General features: G+C 68.1%; 24 protein-coding genes and 1 other annotated feature. All 24 genes read left to right on the top strand.

Features of this window, described 5'->3' with window-relative positions; translation table 11 throughout:
* The first annotated feature begins 217 nt into the window (after positions 1-217).
* The 24 genes from G8O29_RS17105 to pqqE all read left to right on the top strand — a co-directional run bounded on the left by G8O29_RS17105 (position 218) and on the right by pqqE (position 20,918).
* Positions 218-1,030: an urease accessory protein UreD gene (locus tag G8O29_RS17105; protein ID WP_166404432.1), complete on the top strand. Its 813-nt coding sequence runs from the start codon at positions 218-220 to the stop codon at positions 1,028-1,030.
* Between the two features lie 10 nt (positions 1,031-1,040).
* Positions 1,041-1,343, top strand: a complete 303-nt coding sequence (locus G8O29_RS17110; RefSeq protein WP_166404433.1) for an urease subunit gamma — start codon at positions 1,041-1,043, stop codon at positions 1,341-1,343.
* A 9-nt stretch (positions 1,344-1,352) separates the two neighbouring features.
* Positions 1,353-1,904, top strand: coding sequence for a HupE/UreJ family protein (locus G8O29_RS17115; RefSeq protein WP_166404434.1), 552 nt, complete (start codon positions 1,353-1,355; stop codon positions 1,902-1,904).
* A 2-nt stretch (positions 1,905-1,906) separates the two neighbouring features.
* On the top strand, positions 1,907-2,215 hold the full coding sequence (locus G8O29_RS17120; RefSeq protein ID WP_166404453.1) for an urease subunit beta: 309 nt from the start codon (positions 1,907-1,909) through the stop codon (positions 2,213-2,215).
* Positions 2,216-2,278: 63 nt separating this feature from the next.
* Positions 2,279-3,094: a cyclase family protein gene (locus G8O29_RS17125; protein ID WP_166404435.1), complete on the top strand. Its 816-nt coding sequence runs from the start codon at positions 2,279-2,281 to the stop codon at positions 3,092-3,094.
* The gene (locus tag G8O29_RS17130; RefSeq protein ID WP_166404436.1) at positions 3,094-3,489 is read left to right on the top strand and encodes a carboxymuconolactone decarboxylase family protein; all 396 of its coding nucleotides are present in this window, start codon (positions 3,094-3,096) and stop codon (positions 3,487-3,489) included. Before G8O29_RS17125 ends, G8O29_RS17130 begins: the two co-directional genes overlap by 1 nt.
* Positions 3,490-3,500: 11 nt before the next feature.
* Positions 3,501-3,815, top strand: coding sequence for an antifreeze protein (locus G8O29_RS17135; RefSeq protein ID WP_166404437.1), 315 nt, complete (start codon positions 3,501-3,503; stop codon positions 3,813-3,815).
* 10 nt (positions 3,816-3,825) lie between these two features.
* Positions 3,826-5,532 (top strand): urease subunit alpha, encoded by a 1,707-nt coding sequence (ureC, locus tag G8O29_RS17140; protein WP_166404438.1) that lies wholly within the window; start codon positions 3,826-3,828, stop codon positions 5,530-5,532.
* Between the two features lie 3 nt (positions 5,533-5,535).
* Positions 5,536-6,045 (top strand): urease accessory protein UreE, encoded by a 510-nt coding sequence (locus tag G8O29_RS17145; protein WP_166404439.1) that lies wholly within the window; start codon positions 5,536-5,538, stop codon positions 6,043-6,045.
* A complete protein-coding gene (locus G8O29_RS17150; protein ID WP_166404440.1) occupies positions 6,042-6,674 on the top strand; it encodes an urease accessory protein UreF in 633 nt (210 codons plus the stop codon). The genes G8O29_RS17145 and G8O29_RS17150 overlap by 4 nt, the downstream gene beginning before the upstream one ends.
* The gene (ureG, locus tag G8O29_RS17155; protein ID WP_166404441.1) at positions 6,671-7,297 is read left to right on the top strand and encodes an urease accessory protein UreG; all 627 of its coding nucleotides are present in this window, start codon (positions 6,671-6,673) and stop codon (positions 7,295-7,297) included. Before G8O29_RS17150 ends, ureG begins: the two co-directional genes overlap by 4 nt.
* Positions 7,298-7,616: 319 nt before the next feature.
* Positions 7,617-8,909, top strand: a complete 1,293-nt coding sequence (gene urtA, locus G8O29_RS17160; protein ID WP_166404442.1) for an urea ABC transporter substrate-binding protein — start codon at positions 7,617-7,619, stop codon at positions 8,907-8,909.
* A gap of 115 nt (positions 8,910-9,024) precedes the next feature.
* On the top strand, positions 9,025-10,959 hold the full coding sequence (urtB, locus tag G8O29_RS17165; protein WP_166404443.1) for an urea ABC transporter permease subunit UrtB: 1,935 nt from the start codon (positions 9,025-9,027) through the stop codon (positions 10,957-10,959).
* A gap of 126 nt (positions 10,960-11,085) precedes the next feature.
* Positions 11,086-12,303 (top strand): urea ABC transporter permease subunit UrtC, encoded by a 1,218-nt coding sequence (gene urtC / locus G8O29_RS17170; RefSeq protein WP_166404444.1) that lies wholly within the window; start codon positions 11,086-11,088, stop codon positions 12,301-12,303.
* Positions 12,300-13,043 (top strand): urea ABC transporter ATP-binding protein UrtD, encoded by a 744-nt coding sequence (gene urtD, locus G8O29_RS17175; RefSeq protein ID WP_166404445.1) that lies wholly within the window; start codon positions 12,300-12,302, stop codon positions 13,041-13,043. The genes urtC and urtD overlap by 4 nt, the downstream gene beginning before the upstream one ends.
* Positions 13,043-13,738: an urea ABC transporter ATP-binding subunit UrtE gene (gene urtE, locus G8O29_RS17180; protein ID WP_437440816.1), complete on the top strand. Its 696-nt coding sequence runs from the start codon at positions 13,043-13,045 to the stop codon at positions 13,736-13,738. The genes urtD and urtE overlap by 1 nt, the downstream gene beginning before the upstream one ends.
* 711 nt (positions 13,739-14,449) lie before the next feature.
* Positions 14,450-14,507: a sequence feature (sul1 is cis-regulatory element that is thought to sense ions involved in sulfur or methionine metabolism; They are found in Alphaproteobacteria), on the top strand.
* Between the two features lie 69 nt (positions 14,508-14,576).
* Positions 14,577-16,067, top strand: a complete 1,491-nt coding sequence (locus G8O29_RS17185; RefSeq protein ID WP_166404447.1) for a SulP family inorganic anion transporter — start codon at positions 14,577-14,579, stop codon at positions 16,065-16,067.
* A gap of 13 nt (positions 16,068-16,080) precedes the next feature.
* Complete coding sequence (locus G8O29_RS17190; RefSeq protein ID WP_166404448.1) at positions 16,081-16,944, top strand: universal stress protein; 864 nt, start codon at positions 16,081-16,083, stop codon at positions 16,942-16,944.
* Positions 16,945-17,212: 268 nt separating this feature from the next.
* Positions 17,213-17,752 carry a tetratricopeptide repeat protein gene (locus G8O29_RS17195; RefSeq protein WP_166404449.1) on the top strand — a complete coding sequence of 180 codons (540 nt, stop codon included), beginning with the start codon at positions 17,213-17,215 and terminating at the stop codon, positions 17,750-17,752.
* A gap of 77 nt (positions 17,753-17,829) precedes the next feature.
* Positions 17,830-17,922: a pyrroloquinoline quinone precursor peptide PqqA gene (pqqA, locus tag G8O29_RS17200; RefSeq protein ID WP_128514459.1), complete on the top strand. Its 93-nt coding sequence runs from the start codon at positions 17,830-17,832 to the stop codon at positions 17,920-17,922.
* 15 nt (positions 17,923-17,937) lie between these two features.
* Positions 17,938-18,822 (top strand): pyrroloquinoline quinone biosynthesis protein PqqB, encoded by an 885-nt coding sequence (pqqB, locus tag G8O29_RS17205; protein ID WP_166404450.1) that lies wholly within the window; start codon positions 17,938-17,940, stop codon positions 18,820-18,822.
* A complete protein-coding gene (gene pqqC / locus G8O29_RS17210) occupies positions 18,819-19,562 on the top strand; it encodes a pyrroloquinoline-quinone synthase PqqC (protein WP_242679163.1) in 744 nt (247 codons plus the stop codon). Before pqqB ends, pqqC begins: the two co-directional genes overlap by 4 nt.
* Positions 19,559-19,822: a pyrroloquinoline quinone biosynthesis peptide chaperone PqqD gene (gene pqqD / locus G8O29_RS17215; RefSeq protein WP_367890193.1), complete on the top strand. Its 264-nt coding sequence runs from the start codon at positions 19,559-19,561 to the stop codon at positions 19,820-19,822. The genes pqqC and pqqD overlap by 4 nt, the downstream gene beginning before the upstream one ends.
* Positions 19,815-20,918: a pyrroloquinoline quinone biosynthesis protein PqqE gene (gene pqqE, locus G8O29_RS17220; RefSeq protein WP_166404452.1), complete on the top strand. Its 1,104-nt coding sequence runs from the start codon at positions 19,815-19,817 to the stop codon at positions 20,916-20,918. Before pqqD ends, pqqE begins: the two co-directional genes overlap by 8 nt.
* Positions 20,919-21,062: the final 144 nt, after the last annotated feature.

Raw genomic sequence — 21,062 nt, forward strand, 5'->3', positions numbered from 1 at the left:
CAAAAGACCGCACTCGATCACAAGTCCAGACGATCACAAATTCCTTGCAAACCGAGCGGCATCCACAAAAGAAGGTTCCGCCGCGGATTCTCATCCTGCCGCTCTGCCGGGCAATCCGCCTGTTTTCCAGGCAGACCGGCGCCCGTTTCCGGCGCGATCGGTGCCGATGGCATCAGAGGCGAGGACCGGACCGGACCGGCGCGTTTAGCTGGCCCACATGACGGCCCATTTCGCCCCCAGGATCGAACGCAGCCACGGCGTCGCGCGCCTTGGGTTCGGCTGCATGCGGGGCCGGACGCGGCTGGAGGCGTTGCGGCAGGAAGGCTCGGCCAAGGCCTTCGTGCATCCGGGCGCTTCGGGGCCGGAGGTCGTGTTCCTGAACACTTCGGGCGGGCTGACCGGCGGGGACCGGCTGGCGTTCGGCTTGCGCCTTGGCGCGGGCTGCCGGGTGACGGCGACGACCCAGACGGCCGAACGCGCCTATCGCTCGGCCGGCGGTGTGGCGCGGGTGACGGTGGAGCATGAGGTCGGTGCGGGCGCGCATCTGGACTGGCTGCCGCAGGAGACGATCCTGTTCGAGGGCGCGGCACTGGAGCGTGTGACGACCGTGCGGCTGGAGGCCGGGGCGTCCTGCCTGCTGCTGGAGGCGGTGGTGCTGGGACGGGCGGCGATGGGCGAGGTGCTGCGCCGGGTGCATCTGAACGACCGGCGGCAGGTGCTGCGCGACGGGCGGCCGGTGCTGGTGGAGCCGTTGCGGCTGGGCGATGCCGGGCTGGTGGCGGGCCGGGGCGTCCTGGGCGCGGCGCGGGCCTTCGCCAGCCTGGCGCTGGTGGCCGAGGGCGCCGAGGCGCGGGTCGAAGCGGTGCGGGCGGTGCTGGACGAACCGGGTGTCGCGGCGGGTGCCTCGGGGTTCGACGGCAAGCTGACGGTGCGGCTGATGGCGGCGGATGGCTGGCCGCTGCGCCGGCAGATCCTGCGGGTGCTGGGGGTGCTGCGCGACGGCCCCCTGCCCCGCGTCTGGCAGATGTGAGGACAAAGCCATGAACCTGACCCCCCGCGAGCGGGAGAAACTGATGGTCAGCCTCGCGGCGATGGTCGCCCGGGCCCGGCTGGCCCGAGGCGTCAAGCTGAACCATCCCGAGGCCGTGGCGCTGATCACCGATTTCGTCGTCGAAGGTGCCCGCGACGGCCGCAGCGTCGCCGACCTGATGGAGGCCGGCGCCCATGTCATCCGCGCCGACCAGTGCATGGAGGGCATCCCCGAGATGATCCATTCCGTCCAGGTCGAGGCCACCTTTCCCGACGGCACCAAGCTGGTCACCGTCCACCACCCCATCCGCTGAGAGGTTCCGATGAAACGCCTTTTCACCGCCCTGCCGATCGCCCTGCCCGCCCCCGCCCTGGCGCATGGGCTGGAGGAGACGGGCACCTTGCTTTCCGGCGCCCTGCACCCGGTGGGCGGGGCGGATCATGTGCTGGCGATGCTGGCCGTGGGGCTTCTGGCGGCGCAGATGACGGGGCGGGCGGTCTGGGCGCTGCCGGCGACCTTTGTCGCGGCGATGCTGGCGGGCGGGCTGCTTGGCGCCCGTGGTCTGCCCTTCCCGGCGGTGGAGCCGATGATCCTGGCCTCGATCATGATCCTGGGCGTGCTGGTGGCGCTGGCAACGCGGCTGCCGCTGCCCGCGCTGGTGGCGATGACGGCCGCGTTTGGCGCGGCGCATGGCTGGGCGCATGGGGCCGAGGGTCCGGAGACCGGCCTTGCCGCCTATGCCGCGGGGTTCGCGGCGGCGACAGCGGCGCTGCATCTGGCCGGCATCGCCCTTGGCCGCGCCCTGCCCGCCCTGATGCTGCGCGGTCTTGGCGCCGGAACGGCAGTGGCCGGGCTCGCGTTGGCAATGGCATGACCATGATCCCCGGGGAGATCCTGCCCGCCGAGGGCGATATCGAGCTGAATGCAGGCCAGCCGGTCACGGTGCTGATGGTGGCCAATACCGGCGACCGGCCGGTGCAGGTCGGCAGCCACTACCATTTCGCCGAGACCAACTCCGCGCTGTCCTTCGACCGCGCGGCGGCACTGGGCCAGAGGCTGGACATTCCCGCCGGGACCGCCGTCCGCTTCGAGCCGGGGCAAACCCGCGAGGTGCGGCTGGTGCCCTACGGCGGGGCGCGGGTGGTTCACGGCTTCAACCAGAAGGTGATGGGGCCTTTGCCATGACGCTTGACGCAAGGGCAACTGCGGGAGGACGCTGGGGGTTCCAGCCAACAGGGAGAACGACCCATGTGTGACGCCTGTCTGATCGAAAACATCAAGTCCTCGATGCTGTCCCGCCGCGCGCTTTTCACCGGGGCGGCTGCAACGACCGCCGCCGTGGTGGCCTCGGGCCTGACCACGGCGACGCCCGCGCTGGCGCAGGCCGCCGGGCGGGTGGTGGACCTGACCCATGCCTATGACGGAAGCTTTCCCACCTTCGACGGCAACCCCGGCATCCTGTACGAACCCGCCGTCACGTTCGAAGGCAACGGCTATCAGCTGTGGAAGCTGACGATCTACGAACACACCGGCACCCATATCGACGCGCCGCTCCACTTCACCGAGGACGGCACTTCGGTCGCCGATCTGGCGCCCGAGCGGCTGGTCTGCCCGCTCTGCGTGATCGACCTGACCGCCAAGGCCGCCGAGGATGCCAATGCCATGGTGGAACCCGCCGACATCGAGGCCTGGGTGAGCGCCAACGGCGATATTCCGGCGGGGGCCTGCGTGGCGATGAACTCGGGCTGGGCGGCCAAGGTCGCGACACCCGAATTCCGCAATACCCCGGACGGCAGTTTCGCCTTCCCCGGTTTCTCGAAGGCCGCGACCGACATGCTGGCGGGTTTGGACGTGGCCTGCATCGGGGTGGACACGCTGTCGCTTGATCCCGGCAATTCGGCCGATTTCGCGGTGCATTTCTCGTGGCTGCCCGGCGGGCGCTTCGGGATCGAGAACATGGCGAACCTCGATCAGGTCCCGGCGAAGGGCGCCACCGTCTTCATCGGCGCGCCGAAGCACAAGACGGGCACCGGCGGTCCGGCCCGCGTCATGGCGGTGCTGTGATGGCGGTGGTTCCGCTTCTGGCGGATCAGGAGGCGGGGGCCGAGGCCCTCGCCGTCTTCGACGACATCCGGGCGAGGCGGCGGACGGATCACGTCAACAACTTCTGGCGCGCGCTGGCGCATGACCCGGCGCTTCTGCGGGCGACATGGGACAGGGTGCAGGCGGTGATGGCCCCCGGCGCGCTGGACCCGCTGGTGAAGGAAATGATCTACATCGCCGTCTCGACCGCGAACGGCTGCGACTACTGCGTGCATTCGCATACGGCGGCGGCCCGCGCCAAGGGGATGTCACCCGCGCAACATGCAGAGCTGCTATCGGTCATCGCGCTGGCCGCGCAGACCAATGCGCTGGCGACGGCGCTGTCCGTACCGGTAGATGACCGGTTCACCCTGTAAGGAGACATGCGATGTACCCGATGATGACCCCGGCCCGGATGATCAGCCTGTCGCTGAAGACCGGGATGATGCTGATGGAAGCGCAGATGGTGATCGGGATGCGGATGATGGGGATGATGGGGATGTGGCGCGTGCATCCGTCCGAGAACGCCCGCATGTCGTCCGAGAAGGTCGCGGCCGCCAACGCATCGGCGGTGGCGGCCTCGAAGGCGATCATGGCGGGCAAACCGCCCGCCGTCATCGCCGAGGCCGCGCTGAAGCCCATCGCCCGCCGTACCAGATCCAACGTCAAGCGCCTGGCCGCACGCGGCCCCGGCAAACCCTGAAGGTCCTCCCATGCCAGCCCTGATCTCTCGCGCGTCCTATGCCGGCATGTACGGCCCCACCACGGGCGACCGCCTGCGGTTGGGGGATACCGACCTGATCGTCGAGGTGGAACGCGACCTCACCACCTACGGCGAGGAGGTGAAGTTCGGCGGCGGCAAGGTGATCCGGGACGGGATGGGGCAAAGCCAGCTGACCCGCGCGCAGGGGGCGATGGATACGGTGATCACCAATGCGCTGATCATCGACCACAGCGGCATCTACAAGGCCGATGTGGGGCTGCGCGACGGGCGGATCGCGGTAATCGGCAAGGCGGGGAACCCCGACACGCAGCCGGGGGTGGACGCGATCATCGGCCCGGGCACCGAGATCATCGCGGGTGAGGGGCGCATCCTGACCGCGGGCGGGATGGACGCGCATATCCATTTCATCTGTCCGCAACAGGTGGAGGATGCGCTGCATTCCGGCATCACCACGATGCTGGGCGGCGGCACCGGCCCGGCGCATGGGACTTTGGCGACCACCTGCACCCCCGGCCCCTGGCATCTGGGGCGGATGATCCAGGCGGCGGATGCGCTGCCGGTGAACCTTGCCTTTGCAGGAAAGGGCAACGCCAGCCTGCCCGAGGGGCTGGTGGAACAGGTCCGCGGCGGCGCGGCGGCCCTGAAGCTGCACGAGGACTGGGGGACCACGCCGGGGGCCATCGACTGCTGCCTCGGGGTCGCCGACCGGATGGACGTGCAGGTGATGATCCACACCGATACGCTGAACGAATCCGGCTTCGTGGAGAACACGCTCGCCGCCTTCAAGGGCCGCACGATCCACGCCTTCCACACCGAAGGCGCCGGCGGCGGGCATGCGCCGGACATCATGAAGGTGGTGGGCTGGCAGAACGTGCTGCCCTCCTCGACCAACCCGACAATGCCTTACACCGTGAACACGGTGGAGGAACATCTCGACATGCTGATGGTCTGCCACCACCTCGACAAGCGCATCCCCGAGGACGTGGCCTTTGCCGAAAGCCGCATCCGGCGCGAGACGATCGCGGCCGAGGACGTGCTGCACGACATGGGGGCGTTCTCGGTGATCTCCTCCGACAGCCAGGCGATGGGCCGGGTGGGCGAGGTCATCACCCGCACCTGGCAGACCGCGCACAAGATGAAGGTGCAGCGCGGGCGGCTGGCCGAGGAGCAGGGCCAGAACGACAACCTGCGGGTGCGCCGCTATATCGCCAAATACACGATCAACCCGGCCATCGTGCACGGGATCGGCCGGCACATCGGCAGCGTCGAGGTCGGCAAGCGCGCGGATCTGGTGCTGTGGAACCCGGCCTTCTTCGGAGCCAAGCCGGAAATGGTGCTGATCGGCGGCATGATCGCGTTGGCGCAGATGGGCGATCCGAACGGGTCGATCCCGGTGCAACCGATGTATTCGCGGCCCATGTTCGGGGCCCTGGGGCGGGCCGTGGAACGCTCGGCGGTGGTCTTCGTCAGCAAGGCCGCGCAGGAGGACGACCTGCGGGGGCGGCTGGGCATCGCCAAGGACACGCTGGCGGTGGAAAATACCCGCACCATCGCCAAGCGCGACATGGTGCTGAACGACGCCACGCCCAAGGTCGAGATCCACCCCGAGACCTACGAGGTCCGCGCCGATGGCGAGGTCATCACCTGCGCGCCCGCGCAGGAACTGCCGCTGGCGCAACGCTATTTCCTGTTCTGAGCCATGACCACGCTGCTGAAATCCGCCCCGCCCATCGCCCATGACCGTGTGGTCCTCGACTACGACCAGCGCCTGATCCGGCGGAAGCTTCTGACCACCCAGGGCGGCCGCGCCTTCCTGGTGGACCTGCCTTCCGTCACCAATCTGGATGACTACTGGGGCTTTGCCGTCGATGGGCTGAACGTCGAGATCGTCCCCGCGCCCGAGGCGGTGCTGGTCGTCACCGGCGACCTCACGCGGCTTGCCTGGCACATCGGCAACCGCCACACGCCCTGCCAGATCCTGCCCGACCAGCTGGTGATCCGCGAGGATCATGTGCTGGAACGGATGCTGACAGGCCTTGGCGCGACGATCCGCCGCGAAAGCCTGCCGTTCAGGCCGGAAGGTGGGGCCTATGGGCATGGCCGGACCTTGGGCCATGCGCATGGCGCGGACGGCGAGGCCGCCACGTTCGGCTGGCACCACCACGGCGACGGGCAGTTGCATTTCCACGCGCCGAAAGGGGCGAAGTGACTGCGCTGCTGACCCTTGTCCAGTGGCTGTCCCCCGCTTTCCCGACCGGGGCCTTCGCCTACAGCCACGGGCTGGAACGGGGGATTGCGGCGGGGGACGTCTCCGATGCCGCAAGCTTCCGCGAATGGCTGCGGAACATCCTGCACCACGGCGCGGGCTGGCAGGACGCCGTGCTGCTGTCGCAGGCCCTTGCCCCTGCGGCGGACCATGACGCGCTGGATGCGCTGGCCCGCGCGCTGGCGCCGTCGGCGGAACGCCTGCAAGAGGGCCTGGAACAGGGCGCGGCGCTGGCGCGCATGGTCTCTGGCCTGACCGGGCGCGCGCTGCCGCCCCGGATGTTGCCCGTCGCGGTGGGCGAGGCCGCCGCGCCGCTGGCCCTGCCGAGGGGACAGGTCGCGCAGCTTTTCCTTCAGAACTTCGCCGGCAACCTGACCACCATCGCCACACGGCACGTCCCGCTTGGTCAGACCGAGGGTCAGGCGATCCTGAGCCGCCTGCTGCCCGAGATCGAAGCCCTTGGCACACGGGCGGCGACCGCCAGCCTCGGCGACCTTGGCGGCTGCGCCCTTGCCGCCGACCTGGCCGCCTTCCAGCACGAAACCCAGGATGTAAGGGTCTTCCGCACATGACCAACGGCCCCCTTCGCGTCGGCATCGGCGGTCCCGTCGGCGCCGGCAAGACCACCCTCACGGAAAAGCTGGCCCGCGCGCTGGGGCAGCGGCTGTCGATGGCCGTGATCACCAACGACATCTACACCCGCGAGGACGCCGAGGCGCTGACCCGGGCCCAGGTCCTGCCCGCCGCACGGATCCGGGGTGTGGAAACCGGCGGCTGCCCCCACACCGCGATCCGCGAGGATGCCAGCATCAACCTTGCGGCCGTGGCCGAGCTGACTGGCGCCTTCCCCGACCTCGACCTGATCCTGATCGAGTCGGGCGGCGACAATCTGGCCGCGACCTTTTCCCCCGAACTCGCCGACCTGACGATCTATGTCATCGACACCGCCGCCGGGCAGGACATCCCGCGCAAGCGCGGGCCGGGGGTGACGAAGTCGGACCTGCTGGTGGTCAACAAGACCGACCTTGCCCCGCATGTCGGCGTCGATCCGGTCCTGCTGGAGGCCGACACCGCCCGCGCCCGCGGCCAGCGGCCCTATGTCATGGCCCAGCTGCGCCACGGCAGGGGGGTGGAGGAGGTGGTCGATTTCATCGTCCGGCACGGTGGCCTGCGGCTGAAGACTGACGCAGCGTAAAGACGACTCACGGCGCGCCGGAAGCGGGCGGACAGGAACCCCTGTCCGCCCGCTGCCATTTCCACAGGCCGATTGCCCACCGCAAGGGCGCTGCCCGCTCTGCGGCCTGCCCGATTTCTGCGCCGCAGCAAACCGCAGCGCCCAAATTTCAGCCACCGGCGCCCAAGGCGGCATGCATGCGGGCCGTCAGGCTAGGCGCAGGCGGCGCAGGGGGCTTTGCTGTCCTCAGCCAAGGCCGCTGCGAAGGCCCAGGCAGACCCAGCACGAAGTCCAACCAGGCCCGGCCAGGCCGAGGCCAACGAAACGGGGGATAGACAGGATGAACCTTACCAGACGCACGCTTCTGTCAGGCGCCGCCGCTGCCGCTGCGATGACCACGCCGCGTCTTGCCTTCGGGCAGGCCGAGACGATCAAGGTCGGCGTGCTGCATTCACTGTCCGGCACGATGGCGATTTCCGAGACGACGCTGAAGGACACCATGCTGATGCTGATCGAACAGCAGAACGCCAAGGGCGGTCTGCTGGGCAGGCAGCTGGAAGCCGTGGTCGTGGACCCGGCGTCCGACTGGCCGCTGTTTGCCGAAAAGGCGCGTGAGCTGCTGACCGTCTCCAAGTGTGACGTGATGTTCGGCTGCTGGACCTCGGTCAGCCGCAAATCCGTGTTGCCGGTGATCGAGGAACTGAACGGCCTGCTGTTCTACCCCGTCCAGTACGAGGGCGAGGAATCCTCGCGGAACGTGTTCTACACCGGTGCTGCGCCGAACCAGCAGGCGATCCCGGCGGTGGACTATTATTTGCAGGAACTTGGCGTGCAGAAGTTCGCGCTTCTGGGCACCGACTATGTCTATCCGCGCACCACGAACAACATCCTGGAGTCCTACCTGATCTCCAAGGGTATCCCGAAGGAGGACATCTTCGTCAACTACACGCCCTTCGGCCATTCGGACTGGTCGAAGATCGTGGGCGACGTGGTGGCCCTGGGCGCGGACGGCAAGAAGGTCGGCGTCATTTCGACCATCAACGGCGATGCGAACATCGGCTTCTACAAGGAACTGGCAGCCGCCGGCGTCAGCGCCGACACCCTGCCGGTCGTCGCCTTCTCGGTCGGCGAAGAGGAACTGTCGGGCCTCGACACCTCGAACCTTGTCGGCCATCTGGCGGCCTGGAACTACTTCATGTCGGCCGACACGCCCGAGAACAAGGCGTTCATCGAAGCCTGGAAAGCCTTCATCAAGGACGACAAGCGCGTGACCAACGACCCGATGGAAGCCCATTACATCGGCTTCAACATGTGGGTGAACGCGGTGACGGAGGCGGGCACGACCGATGTGGATGCGGTGCGCGAGAAGATGTGGGGCCAGAAGTTCCCGAACCTGACCGGGGGCATCGCCGAGATGCTGCCGAACCACCATCTGACCAAGCCCGTGCTGATCGGCGAGATCCGTGCGGATGGCCAGTTCGACATCATCAGCCAGACCGACCCGGTCCCCGGCGATGCCTGGACCGATTTCCTGCCGGAATCGGCGGTGCTTGAGGCCAACTGGAAGGATCTTCAGTGCGGCATGTACAACACCGAGACCAAGACCTGCGTCCAGCTGACCTCGAACTACTGAGCGGACCGGACAGACCGGGCACCTCCCCTCCCCCGCCGTGGGGAGGGGATGGGGGTGGGGGGCCTGCCGCCTCACCCCCTTGTCCCGCCTTCCCACAGAAAGCCCCGGACGCCCCATGCGCCTGATCGCCCTTCTGCTTGCGGCCCTCTGCCTGATGCCGCTTCCCGGCCTCGCGCAGGAGGCGGCCCGGATCGTCGAGGAAAACCGCGCCCTGATCGAGAAACCCTCGCGCCAGACCATCGGGCCGGTGATCGCGGAACTTGCCGCCAGCGGCGACGCGATGGCCGACGACATCCTGTCCGCCTGGGCCGACAAGCGGCTGGTCGTCCGCAAGTCGGATGGGGCGATGTTCATCGCCAAGGCGGAAGGTGGCGCGCTGGCCCTGACGGCGCTGGACGGATCGCCCGCCGGCACCGCCGCAAGCACCGATGTGACCGAGCTGAAACCGAATGCGGGGGTCAGGGGCCTGATCGCCACCGCGCTGGTGCAGTTCACCCTGTCCGACCCCGATCCCGCCCGGCGCCGCGCGGCGCTGGCCTCGATCGCGCAGGACCCGACCGCCGAGGCGCTGGAACCCCTGCGCGCGGCCATCGCGACGGAAGAGGACCCCGCGCTGAAGGGGAAGAAGGAGCGGCTGGAGCGTCTGTTGACCCTGCGCTTCGATCCCGCCACCGAGGCCCGCGTGGCGGCCATCGAAAGCTTTGGCGCCGATCTTGGCCTTGACCTGCGCGCCGCGCTGAACCCGCTGGTGGCGACGACCCGGGTCGCCTCGGCCACGCCTCCGCCCGGAAACATCGCGCGGGAATTGCGCCCTGGGTCCGACCTTTCCGAGGACGAGGCCTATGCGCTTCTGGTCGCCGCAGGTCTTGCCCCCGCGCGGCTGACGGTGCAGGACCAGCGCGCGGCGCTGCTGGCGCACCTTCGGGATGGCATGGTCGGCGGCCTGCCCGTCGCCGAACTGAACACGCAGGCGGCGCGGGACCGCGCCTACACCGCGCTGGAGGCCAGCGGGGCCGTGCCGCAGGCCGCCACCGAGGACGAGGTGCGAGCCGCCCTGGCTGCCGCAAGGTTCTACGACGTCTATGCCGAACCCGACCCCGCCGTCACCGCCGCTGCCCTGGCCGCGCTGGACCGGATCGCGACCCGGGTCGGGATCATGCAGGCCGCCGACCTGGGCCTGGACGCGCTGTCGCTGGCCTCGATCTACTTCCTGGCCGCCATCGGACTGGCCATCACCTTCGGCGTGATGGGCGTGATCAACATGGCGCATGGCGAGTTCATCACCATCGGCGCCTACACGGGCTATGTCGTCCAGCTGTTCGTGCCCGACTACACGCTGTCGATCCTGATCGCCCTGCCTCTGGCCTTTGCCGTCACCTTCGGCGCGGGCGTGACGATGGAACGGCTGGTGATCCGCCACCTTTACAAGCGCCCGCTGGAAACGCTGCTGGCCACCTTCGGCATCTCGATCGCGGTGCAGCAGATTCTGAAGAACGTCTTCGGGACGCAGGCCCGGCCGCTGACCTCGCCCGCCTGGCTGGACGGGGCGCTCAGCTTCAACGACGTGGTGTCGATCAGCTATATCCGCATCGCGATCTTCGTACTGGCGCTGGTGTTCCTGGCCTTCTTCCTGTGGCTGATGAAGCGGACGCGGCTGGGGCTGGAGGTCCGCGCGGTGACGCAGAACCCCGTGATGGCGGCCTCGATGGGGATCAACCCCGACCGGATCAACATGCTGACGTTCGGCCTTGGTTCCGGCATCGCAGGCATCGCCGGGGTCGCCATCGGGCTCTTCGCCAAGGTCACGTCCGAGCTTGGGACCGACTACATCGTGCAAAGCTTCATGACCGTCGTCGTGGGCGGGGTCGGCAGCATCTGGGGCACGCTGGCGGGCGCCACGATGATCGGCGGCTTGCAGAAGGTGATCGAGTTCTTCAACCCCTCGAACACCCTGGCCGCCCAGACCTACATGATCCTGTTCATCATCCTGTTCATCCAGGTCCGGCCCCGCGGCATCATCGCGCTGCGCGGCCGCGCGGCGGGGGATTGACACCATGACCCGAATCCTTGCTGCCGTGCTGGCTCTTCCGGTCAGCCCCCCCACCCCATCCCTCCCCCACCGTGGGGGGAGGGAGGCGCTTCGGTCATCGGAACGGCCCTTGCAGGAGGCGGTGCGATGACCCTCCTCCACCCGCGCCACCGCTCGGCACTTGTCTTCATCGCCTGCCTTGCGCTGTTCACCATCGGCGTGACCCTGGCCGCGCAGTTCGGCCTGGTCTCCACCTCTTTCGTGAAGACCCTGGGCAAGACGCTGTGCCTCTGCCTTGCAGCGCTGGCCATGGATCTGCTCTGGGGCTATGCGGGCATCCTGTCGCTGGGTCACATGGCCTTCTTCGCGCTGGGCGGCTACATGATCGGCATGTGGCTGATGTATGCCCGGACGGAAGAGATCGTCGTCGCCGCGCTGGCCAACGGCGGTCTGCCGGCCACGCCCGAGGAGGTCTTGCAGGGCATCGCCACCCAGATCTTCGGTGTCGTCGGCGCCAGCGACCTGCCCGCGATCTGGTCCTTCGCCCACAGCCTGCCCCTGCAACTGGCGCTGGTCGTGGCCGTCCCCGGGGTGCTGGCGCTGGTCTTCGGCTGGCTGGCCTTCCGCAGCCGCGTCACGGGGGTGTATCTGTCAATCCTCACCCAGGCGATGACGCTGGCCCTGGCGCTTTACCTCTTCCAGAACGACAGCGGATTGCGCGGGAACAACGGCCTGTCCGGCCTGCAGAACCTGCCCGGAGTCACCGCCGGTCAGGACGCGGTCAGCCTGTGGTTCTTCTGGGCCTCGGCCGCCGCATTGGTGGTGGCCTACCTTGGCCTGCATGCCATCGTTTCGGGCAAGTTCGGTTCCGTGATCCGCGCCATCCGCGACGACGAGGCGCGCGTGCGCTTCCTCGGCTATTCGGTCGAGGGCTACAAGCTGTTCGTCTTCACCCTGACCGCGGTCATCTGCGCGCTGGCCGGGGCGCTGTACTATCCGCAGGCGGGCATCATCAACCCGGCGGAGCTTGCCCCCATCGCCTCGATCTACCTGGCGGTCTGGGTCGCCATCGGCGGACGCGGGCGCCTGTACGGGGCGGTCATCGGCGCGGCACTGGTCTCGCTTCTGTCCAGCTGGTTCACCGGGGGCCGCGTGCCGTCGATCCCGCTGGGCTTCGGCACGCTGCACTGGGTGGACTGGTGGCTGGTGCTTCTGGGGCTGACCTTCGTCTGTGTCACGCTGTTCGCGCCGAAGGGCATCGGCGGGCTTTTCGACCGCTTTGCGGGCGTCCATTCCCCCGACCGCAAGGGCGCGGCCCTTGGCCCTGACCAGGGGGCGCTGATGGAACAGGAGGCGAAGCAATGAGCGCGCTTCTGGAAGTGTCCGGCGTCACCGTCAGCTTCGACGGTTTCCGCGCCATCAACAACCTGACCTTCGCCATCGGGGCAGCCGAGCTGCGCGCGATCATCGGGCCGAACGGGGCGGGGAAAAGCACCTTCATGGACATCGTCACGGGGAAGACCCGGCCCGACAGCGGCTCGGTCACCTTCGGCGAGAAGTCCGTGTCGCTGCTGAAACTGTCCGAGGCGCAGATCGCCCGTGCCGGGATCGGGCGCAAGTTCCAGCGCCCCACGGTGTTCGAGGACCAGACGGTGCGCGAGAACCTGACGCTGGCGCTCAAGGCCGCGCGCAGCCCCTGGGCCGTGCTGGTCTGGCGCAAGTCTGCCGCGGACGAGGCGCGGATCGTCACCCTGGCCGAACAGGTCGGGCTTGGCGACCGTCTGGAGCAGAAGGCAGGCATCCTGAGCCACGGCCAGAAGCAATGGCTGGAAATCGCGATGCTGCTGGCGCAGGAGCCGAAGCTTCTGCTTGTCGATGAACCCGCCGCAGGGATGACGCTGGCCGAACGCGAGAAGACCACGGAACTGCTGGTGGACATCGCGAAGACACGCGCCGTGGTCGTGGTCGAACATGACATGGACTTCGTCCGCCGGCTGAACTGCAAGGTGACGGTCCTGCACGAGGGCGCGGTTCTGGCCGAGGGCAGCCTGGACCATGTGACGAAGAACCAGACGGTGATCGACGTCTATCTGGGGCGCGGATGATGCTGACGACCGAAGGGCTGACGCTGCACTATGGCGGGTCGCAGATCCTGCACGGGATCGACTTTCAGGCGAGGGCCGGGGAAGTGACCGTGATCATGGGCACCAACGGGGTGGGCAAGACCAGCTTTCTGAAGGCGCTGGCCGGGACGCATCCCCGTTCCGGCGGCACCGTGACGCTGGACGGCGAAAGCCTCGGGGTCCTGAGGGCGCACGAAATGGCGCGGCGCGGGCTGGCCGTGGTGCCGCAGGGTCGGATGATCTTTCCGCTGCTGACGGTGCGCGAGAACCTGGAGACCGGCTTTGCGCTCTTGCCGAAGCACCAGCACCGGGTGCCGGATGCGATCTACGAGCTGTTTCCGGTGCTGAAGGACATGACAAACCGGCGCGGGGGTGACCTGTCGGGGGGCCAGCAACAGCAACTGGCGATTGCCCGCGCGATGATCATGAAGCCCAGGGTCCTGCTGCTGGACGAGCCGACCGAAGGGATCCAGCCCAACATCATCCAGCAGATCGGCCGGGTCATCCGCTATCTGAAGGATCAGGGCGGCATGGCGATCGTGCTGGTCGAGCAGTATTTCGACTTCGCCTATGGCCTGGCGGACCGGTTCTACGTCTTCCGCCGCGGCACTGTGACGGCCCATGGTCCGAAATCGGAGTTCGACATGGCGGCACTGCGGGCGGAAGTCTCGGTCTGATCCAGGTCCCGCCGTCACGGCGGGCGCCCGGCGGCGCGGCGTTCGTCGGCGTGTGCCTCTGCGGCGATCCCGATCATGCGGCCGTTGATCAGCCGGCGGATCAGCGCCAGCGCGACCGGACGGCCCCATCATCGAGATCCCGGCCACATCCGGGCGCTGCACCCGGTCCTGCACGATCTGCACCTCGCCCGGCTTTTCGGCCGAGGAGGCCGGGCCGGAGCAGAAGCGGGCATGTCCCGACCCGGCATTTTCGCTGCTGCACTTCCGGCAGCCCTTGGTGATCCGCGCGAAGAAGGGGGTGTCCATGCCCGTGACGACTATCGCAGGCTTGACGGGCATCCTTAAGGTCGGCTGGCTGGGGGCTCTCGTCGGGTTCTTCATCGTCGCGGCCGTGGCCGTGGTCCGCCTGCGCGCCCCGGGCGTGACGTCCCTTCGGGTGTCAAGCCGCGATCTCGGCACAGCCGCCGGTTCCCTTGCGGGCCGCCTGCCCCGTTCGGCGGACGCCGATCACAAAGCTCGTCGGTGCCGGAACATGGAAAGCGCCCGGGTTTGCGCTTTCGCGCCGCCGGGACGCCTGGCGGAAAACCCCATGAAGCATTGCCGTGCCTGGTCTCCCGTCCGGAGGGTTCAGGACGCCGCAAGGGTTCTGCCCCCATCAAACGCCAAGGGTTGGCTTCGCGCTGCACGTCGTGTATGCGGCGATGCAGCGAACCTGGACCCGGGCGTGATTCCCGGGTGGCTCTTCCGGCCGCCGATCCGCCGGACAACCTGAACCGACACGATAAACAGAACGCGGCACCCGGTCCGGATGGACGTGAGCCGATCAGGAACCCCTTGCATGATTTCACTTGATGCCTACCGCGCGCAGTGGCTTGGCAATATCCGCGCCGATGTCCTGGCCGGGCTTGTCGTCGCGCTGGCGCTGATCCCCGAGGCGATTGCCTTTTCCATCATCGCGGGTGTCGATCCCAAGGTAGGGCTTTACGCCAGCTTCTCGATTGCGGTTCTGATCGCCTTCGTCGGCGGACGGCCCGGGATGATCTCGGCGGCGACGGCGGCAACGGCCGTGCTGATGGTGACGCTTGTGCGCGACCACGGGCTGCAATACCTGCTGGCCGCAACGGTGCTGGCCGGTCTGATCCAGATCGGGGCCGGGTTGATGAAGCTTGGCTTCGTTATGCGCTACGTCTCGAAATCGGTGATGACCGGCTTCGTGAACGCGCTGGCGATCCTGATCTTCATGGCACAACTGCCGGAACTGGACCCCACGAAGGTCACATGGCTGACCTATGTGCTGGTCGCGGCGGGCCTGGGAATCATCTATCTGTTTCCGTACCTCACCAAGGCGGTTCCTTCGCCGCTGGTCACGATCCTGGTGCTGACCGGGCTGACGATGGCCTTCGGCTGGGAGGTGCGCACCGTGGGCGACATGGGCGCCTTGCCTGACACGCTGCCCGTGTTCCTGGTCCCCGACATCCCGCTGACGCTGGAAACGCTGCTCATCATCCTGCCCTATTCGGTTGCGGTCGCGGTGGTGGGCCTGCTGGAAAGCCTGATGACGCAAAGCATCGTCGATGACCTGACCGACACGAAATCCGACCGCAATCAGGAATGTATCGGACAGGGCATCGCCAACACGGCGACCGGGTTCATCGGAGGCATGGCGGGATGTGCGATGATCGGACAGTCGATCATCAACGTCAAATCCGGCGGGCGGGGGAGACTGTCATCCTTTACCGCGGGCCTTGTGCTGCTGATCCTGGTGGTCTTTCTGGGTGACTGGGTGGCGCAGATCCCGATGCCTGCGCTGGTGGCGATCATGATCATGGTCTCGATCGGCACCTTCTCGTGGTCATCGATCCGGAATCTGCGCCTGCACCCGCGCTCGTCCTCGATCGTGATGATCGCAACCGTGGCAGCGGTGGTCTGGACCCATAACCTGGCCATCGGCGTGCTGGTGGGGGTGCTCCTGTCCGGCATCTTCTTTGCCGGCAAGATCGCCCAGCTGTTCAAGGTCACGTCCACCATATCGAAGGACGGGCGCGTGCGGACCTATGTCGTCGAAGGCCAGCTATTCTATGGCTCGGTCGAGGATTTCATGAATGCCTTCGACTTCAAGGAGGCGCTTGACCGTGTGGTGATCGACGTGAGCCGCGCGCATATCTGGGACATCAGTTCGGTGCAGGCGCTGGACATGGCCGTCCTGAAATTCCGCCGCGACGGGGCGGAGGTGGACATCGTCGGCATGAACGAAGCGTCCGAAACCATCGTGGACAGGCTTGCCGTGCATGACAAGCCAGGCGCGATGGACAGGCTGATGGCACATTGAGGGGGGCGGGAAAATGACCAACGGATCGCAGAAGATCGTCGCCCTCGTCGATGGGTCGATCTATTCCGCCAGCGTCTGCGAACATGCGGCATGGATTGCCCGCCGCACGGACGCGCCTGTCGAACTGATCCATGTCCTCGGCCGCCGGGAGGCCGCGGGCAACCACGACCACTCCGGCGCCATTGCGCTTGGGGCGCGGACGGCCCTGCTGGAGGAACTGGCGGCGCTGGATGCACAGCGCGCAAGGCTGATCAGTCATCGCGGCCGGGCGATCCTGGAGGATGCGGCCAAGCTTCTGGAAGAGGCGGGCGTGTCGGATGTCACCACCCGCCTGCGCCACGGCGACATTGTCGAGGCGGTGGCCGAGCTGGAAGGCGATGCCCGCGTGATCCTGATCGGCAAGCGCGGCGAAGCGGCGGATTTCGCCAGGGGGCATCTGGGTTCGAACCTCGAACGCATCGTGCGGGCCAGCCACAAGCCGGTCTTGGTCGCCTCACGCGCCTTCCGGCCGATTTCCAGGGTGCTGGTCGCCTATGACGGCGGCGCATCGGCCATGAAGGCCGTGGATCACATCGCGCACAGCCCGCTGTTCCAGGGGCTGCTGGTGCAGGTGGTGACCGTCGGCAATGCCGCGCCGGAGGTGACGAAGGGGCTGGCGGATGCGCAGGCCCTGCTGAAGGCCGCCGGGCTTGCCGTGGAAACCTCTGTCCTGCCCGGCCAGCCGGAGACGGCCCTCGGCAAGCTGGTGGACGAGGCACAGTTCGACATGCTGGTCATGGGTGCCTATGGTCATAGCCGCATCCGCAGCCTGATCATCGGCTCGACCACGACCGCCATGATCCGCGCCTGCAAGGTGCCGGTCCTGTTGATGCGGTGATCCTGGGACGGCACCCGCATCCATGCGACGCCCCCCGGGCTTTCCCCCGGGATCGGGCGATCCCGGTCAGGGCCGGACGCCCTGCGCTGCGCCCGCCGTTCGGGCGGCCACGGATTGCGACGGTCTGGCCTTCCCGACATCTCCGGTTCGCCGTCGGAACGCCCCACAGCGCTGATGCGGCTTCGGGGAAAATGGTCGTATACGACCACAGGACGTTTGGGCTTCGGCCCGCCACCCGCTAGAATGGCAGCCTGGCTTCGGAGGCGAGATGCGCGCGATTGCGATCCTGATCCTGTCCACCCTGCCCGCCCTGGCCGACCCGGCCGAGGATCTGGGCACGCTCAACCCCGAGGAAATGACCATCGCCCGCATCCTGGACGATGTCGCCCGGGGCGAGACGAGCATGATGGCCTGCGCGGCCGGATACGGGATCACCAAGAAGGGCGACCATGACCCTGCCCGAGCGGTGTTCGAGGCCTGCGCCCGCGACGGCTGGACCGGGGCGATGACCTGGATGGCGCAGCTGGACGACAACGGCCTGGGCACCCCCGACGAGGACCCGGCCCGCGCCGCCCACTGGGACCGGATGGCCGCCGAGGCGGGCGATCCGGTCGGCATGTTCAACTACGGGCTCGACCTGATGCGCGGCCGGGGCGTTCCCGCCGACGAGGTCGGCGGTCGCGCCCTGGTGGACCGGGCGGCCGCAGCGGGGCTGCCGGTGGCGCAAAGGTTGCAGGCGGCGGGCTATGACCTCGACGAGGTGACGCCCGATGCCGACAACTGGAAATACGAACGCCGGCTGTACTGACCCCCCAACCAAGGTCGCATAGGCCGGGACGCGGAATCGTGGCTTACTGACGGGCAGCAACTGGAGGAGGACCCAAGATGCGCTGGACGAAACCGAAGGCCGTGGAAGTGCGCTGCGGCATGGAGATCAACATGTACGGCCCGGCCGAGGACGACCGCACCCTGGTCTGATCCGAAGGCCAGGCCATGCGCCTGACGGTGCTTGGCGCCGCGGCGGGCGGCGGGGTGCCGCAATGGAACTGTGCCTGCCGGAACTGCTCCCTGTCCCGCGCCGGCGACCTGCCACGGATGACGCAATCGTCCGTGGCTGTTTCATTGAACGGCACCGACTGGGCGGTGCTGAACGCCTCGCCCGACATCCGCGCCCAGCTGGACCGGCCGGCCTTCGCCCCGCGCGGGTTGCGCGGCAGCCCGGTCAGGGCGGTGGTGGTGACCAATGCCGACGTGGACCACATCGCGGGCCTTCTGTCGCTGCGCGAGGGGACGGGTTTCGATCTCTGGGCCAGCGCCGAGACGCATGGGGTGCTGGCGGCAAACCCGGTTTTCGGGGTCCTGTCCGAGGTGGTGATGCGGCGGCGGATGGTGCTGGATCAAGGCTTTTCGCCCCTGCCCGGCCTGACCGTCACCCCTTTCGCGGTGCCCGGCAAGGTGGCGCTGTTCCTCGAGGCAGAGCTCGGGGCGGGCCACCTCATGGGCGAACAGACCGTGGGGCTGGAGATCACCGGGGGCGGTAGGCGCGTCCTTTACATCCCCGGCTGCGCCGCGCTGCCCGACTGGCTGCTCGACCGGATCGAGGGGGCGGATGTGCTGCTGTTCGACGGGACGGTCTTTGCCGATGACGAGATGATCCGCGAAGGCGTCGGCAGCAAGACCGGCGCGCGGATGGGACATGTCGCGATCGGGGGGGCGGACGGCACGCTGGCGCGCTTCTCGGGCCGGAGGATCGGGCGCAAGATCCTGATTCACATCAACAACACCAATCCGATCCTGCGCCCCGACAGCCCCGAACGGGCCGCAGTCGAAGCAGCGGGATGGGAGGTCGCACAGGACGGAATGGAGGTGACGGCATGACCGAGATGGGCAAACCGATGGGCGCCTTCGAGGCCCGGCTGCGCAGCATCGGCGACGAGCGCTATCACGACAGGCATCCGTTCCATCAGCTCTTGCATGGCGGCAAGGCGACGGTGGATCAGGTCCGGGCCTGGGTGGTGAACCGCTGGTATTACCAGAGCCGCATCCCGATGAAGGACGCGGCCTTCATGAGCCGGGTCGAGGACCCCGACCTGCGCCGCGCCTGGCGCAGCCGGATCGAGGATCACGACGGCACCGAGACCCGCGACGGCGGCATCCGCCGCTGGCTGAAACTGGCCGAGGCGGTGGGGCTGGATCCCGACTATGTGGCCTCGGGTGTGGGCGTCATGCCCGCGACGCGCTTTGCGGTGGACGCCTATGTCCACTATGTCCGCGAACGGCCCCTGTTGCAGGCCGTGGCCTCTTCGCTGACCGAGCTTTTCGCGCCGAAGATCCATGCCGAGCGGATCGCGGGCCTTCTGGAGCACTACGACTTCGCCACGCCCGAGACGCTGGCCTATTTCCGCCACCGCCTGGGCGAGGCACCGAAGGATGTGGCCTTCGGGCTGCAATGGGTGCTGGACCATGCCCGTACTCCCGAAGAGCAGGACGCGGCGGCGGCGGCGCTGGTGTTCAAGACCGAGGTCCTGTGGGCGCAGCTGGATGCGCTGTGGCATGGCTATGTCCAGCCCGGCCACATCCCGCCCGGCGCCTGGCGGCCCGGCGAGGGGCTGCGGTGATCCCGGTCCTGCCCCCCGGCGTGCGGCTGCACTGGGATGCGGTGCGGGGCAGCCATGTGCTGCTGGCGCCGGAACGGGTGCTGATGCTGGACGAGGTGGGCCATGCGATCCTGTCGCGGGTGGACGGGGCGACGCCGGTGGATGTGCTGGTCTCGGGCCTGGCCGCCGACTTCGCCGCCCCGGTCGAGGAAGTCGGGCCGGATGTGACCGAGTTCCTGACGGGCCTCGCACTTGAACGGCTGGTGGACCTGCATGCCTGACGGTTCCCGCCCCGTTCCCCCGCCGATCGCGATGCTGGCCGAGCTGACGCATCGCTGCCCGCTCTCTTGCCCCTATTGCTCGAACCCTGTCGATCTGGCGCGGCGCGAGGCCGAACTGACGGCCGGACAATGGGCCGATGTCTTTGGACAGGCGGCGGCGCTGGGGGTGTTGCAGGTGCATCTGTCTGGGGGCGAGCCGGCCTCGCGCCGGGATCTGGAGGAGATCGTCGCCGCGGCCCGGGAGGCGGGGCTTTATGCCAACCTCATCACCTCGGGCGTCGGGCTGACGCCGGAGCGGATCGCCGCGCTGGTGGCGGCGGGAATGGACCATGTGCAGCTGTCGGTGCAGGGCACGCGGGCCGAGACGGCGGACCGGGTGGGCGGCTACAGGGGCGGCTTCGCGCGGAAGATGGCGGTGGCCGAGGCCATCGCGGCGGCGGGGGTGGCGCTGACCCTGAACGCGGTCATGCATCGGCACAATCTGGACGAACTGCCCGAGATCTTCGACCTGGCCGAGCGGCTGGGCGCGCGGCGGGTGGAGGTGGCCTGCGTCCAGTTCCAGGGCTGGGCGCTGGAGAACCGGGCCGTGCTGCAACCGACCCGCGATCAGGTGGAAAAGGCCAAGCGGCTGGTGGCCGAGGCCCGCGCCGCGCGGCAAGGGCGGCTGGTCATCGACTTCGTGCCCCCCGATTACTACGCCGACCTGCCCAAGGCCTGCATGGGGGGCTGGGGCTCCACCGGGCTGAACGTGGCACCCGACGGGACGGTGCTGCCCTGCCACGCGGCGCAGACGATCCCGGGCATGGTCTTTGCGAACGTCCGGGAGGTGCCGCTGGCCGAGATCTGGTATCGCGGCCCGGCCTTCGCGGCCTTCCGCGGCACCGACTGGATGCCCGAGCCCTGCCGGTCCTGCGACCGTCGCGAGGTGGATTTCGGCGGCTGCCGCTGTCAGGCGCTGGCTGTCCTGGGAGACGCCTCTGCCCCCGACCCGGTCTGCCGCCGCACCCCCGGCCGGGCGCGGCTGGATCAGCTGCTGGCCAACGAAGGCAACGCCCCCGGTCTGGAGGCGGCGCGATGGCGGCGAATCGGCGGCTGACTGCCCACGCATGGGCAGTCCTTACAGCCCAGTGAAATCAATGGCTTGGTCGTGGGCATTCAGGATTGGTTAACTCAAGTTCCAAGTGCAACGGTTGTTGGTGTTTTTTCGAGTTCCTCGGCGAGGGCCTGTGCTGGTGTTTTC

The organism is Rhodobacter calidifons (genome assembly GCF_011174775.1).
Taxonomy (GTDB): domain Bacteria; phylum Pseudomonadota; class Alphaproteobacteria; order Rhodobacterales; family Rhodobacteraceae; genus Tabrizicola; species Tabrizicola calidifons.

Bases quoted from the DNA above. Each gene is read 5' to 3' on its own strand.
- G8O29_RS17105 (WP_166404432.1), top strand. From the start codon at position 218: ATGACGGCCCATTTCGCCCCCAGGATCGAACGCAGCCACGGCGTCGCG.
- G8O29_RS17110 (WP_166404433.1), top strand. From the start codon at position 1,041: ATGAACCTGACCCCCCGCGAGCGGGAGAAACTGATGGTCAGCCTCGCG.
- G8O29_RS17115 (WP_166404434.1), top strand. From the start codon at position 1,353: ATGAAACGCCTTTTCACCGCCCTGCCGATCGCCCTGCCCGCCCCCGCC.
- G8O29_RS17120 (WP_166404453.1), top strand. From the start codon at position 1,907: ATGATCCCCGGGGAGATCCTGCCCGCCGAGGGCGATATCGAGCTGAAT.
- G8O29_RS17125 (WP_166404435.1), top strand. From the start codon at position 2,279: ATGTGTGACGCCTGTCTGATCGAAAACATCAAGTCCTCGATGCTGTCC.
- G8O29_RS17130 (WP_166404436.1), top strand. From the start codon at position 3,094: ATGGCGGTGGTTCCGCTTCTGGCGGATCAGGAGGCGGGGGCCGAGGCC.
- G8O29_RS17135 (WP_166404437.1), top strand. From the start codon at position 3,501: ATGTACCCGATGATGACCCCGGCCCGGATGATCAGCCTGTCGCTGAAG.
- ureC (WP_166404438.1), top strand. From the start codon at position 3,826: ATGCCAGCCCTGATCTCTCGCGCGTCCTATGCCGGCATGTACGGCCCC.
- G8O29_RS17145 (WP_166404439.1), top strand. From the start codon at position 5,536: ATGACCACGCTGCTGAAATCCGCCCCGCCCATCGCCCATGACCGTGTG.
- ureG (WP_166404441.1), top strand. From the start codon at position 6,671: ATGACCAACGGCCCCCTTCGCGTCGGCATCGGCGGTCCCGTCGGCGCC.
- urtA (WP_166404442.1), top strand. From the start codon at position 7,617: ATGAACCTTACCAGACGCACGCTTCTGTCAGGCGCCGCCGCTGCCGCT.
- urtB (WP_166404443.1), top strand. From the start codon at position 9,025: ATGCGCCTGATCGCCCTTCTGCTTGCGGCCCTCTGCCTGATGCCGCTT.
- urtC (WP_166404444.1), top strand. From the start codon at position 11,086: ATGACCCTCCTCCACCCGCGCCACCGCTCGGCACTTGTCTTCATCGCC.
- urtD (WP_166404445.1), top strand. From the start codon at position 12,300: ATGAGCGCGCTTCTGGAAGTGTCCGGCGTCACCGTCAGCTTCGACGGT.
- urtE (WP_437440816.1), top strand. From the start codon at position 13,043: ATGCTGACGACCGAAGGGCTGACGCTGCACTATGGCGGGTCGCAGATC.
- G8O29_RS17185 (WP_166404447.1), top strand. From the start codon at position 14,577: ATGATTTCACTTGATGCCTACCGCGCGCAGTGGCTTGGCAATATCCGC.
- G8O29_RS17190 (WP_166404448.1), top strand. From the start codon at position 16,081: ATGACCAACGGATCGCAGAAGATCGTCGCCCTCGTCGATGGGTCGATC.
- G8O29_RS17195 (WP_166404449.1), top strand. From the start codon at position 17,213: ATGCGCGCGATTGCGATCCTGATCCTGTCCACCCTGCCCGCCCTGGCC.
- pqqA (WP_128514459.1), top strand. From the start codon at position 17,830: ATGCGCTGGACGAAACCGAAGGCCGTGGAAGTGCGCTGCGGCATGGAG.
- pqqB (WP_166404450.1), top strand. From the start codon at position 17,938: ATGCGCCTGACGGTGCTTGGCGCCGCGGCGGGCGGCGGGGTGCCGCAA.
- pqqC (WP_242679163.1), top strand. From the start codon at position 18,819: ATGACCGAGATGGGCAAACCGATGGGCGCCTTCGAGGCCCGGCTGCGC.
- pqqE (WP_166404452.1), top strand. From the start codon at position 19,815: ATGCCTGACGGTTCCCGCCCCGTTCCCCCGCCGATCGCGATGCTGGCC.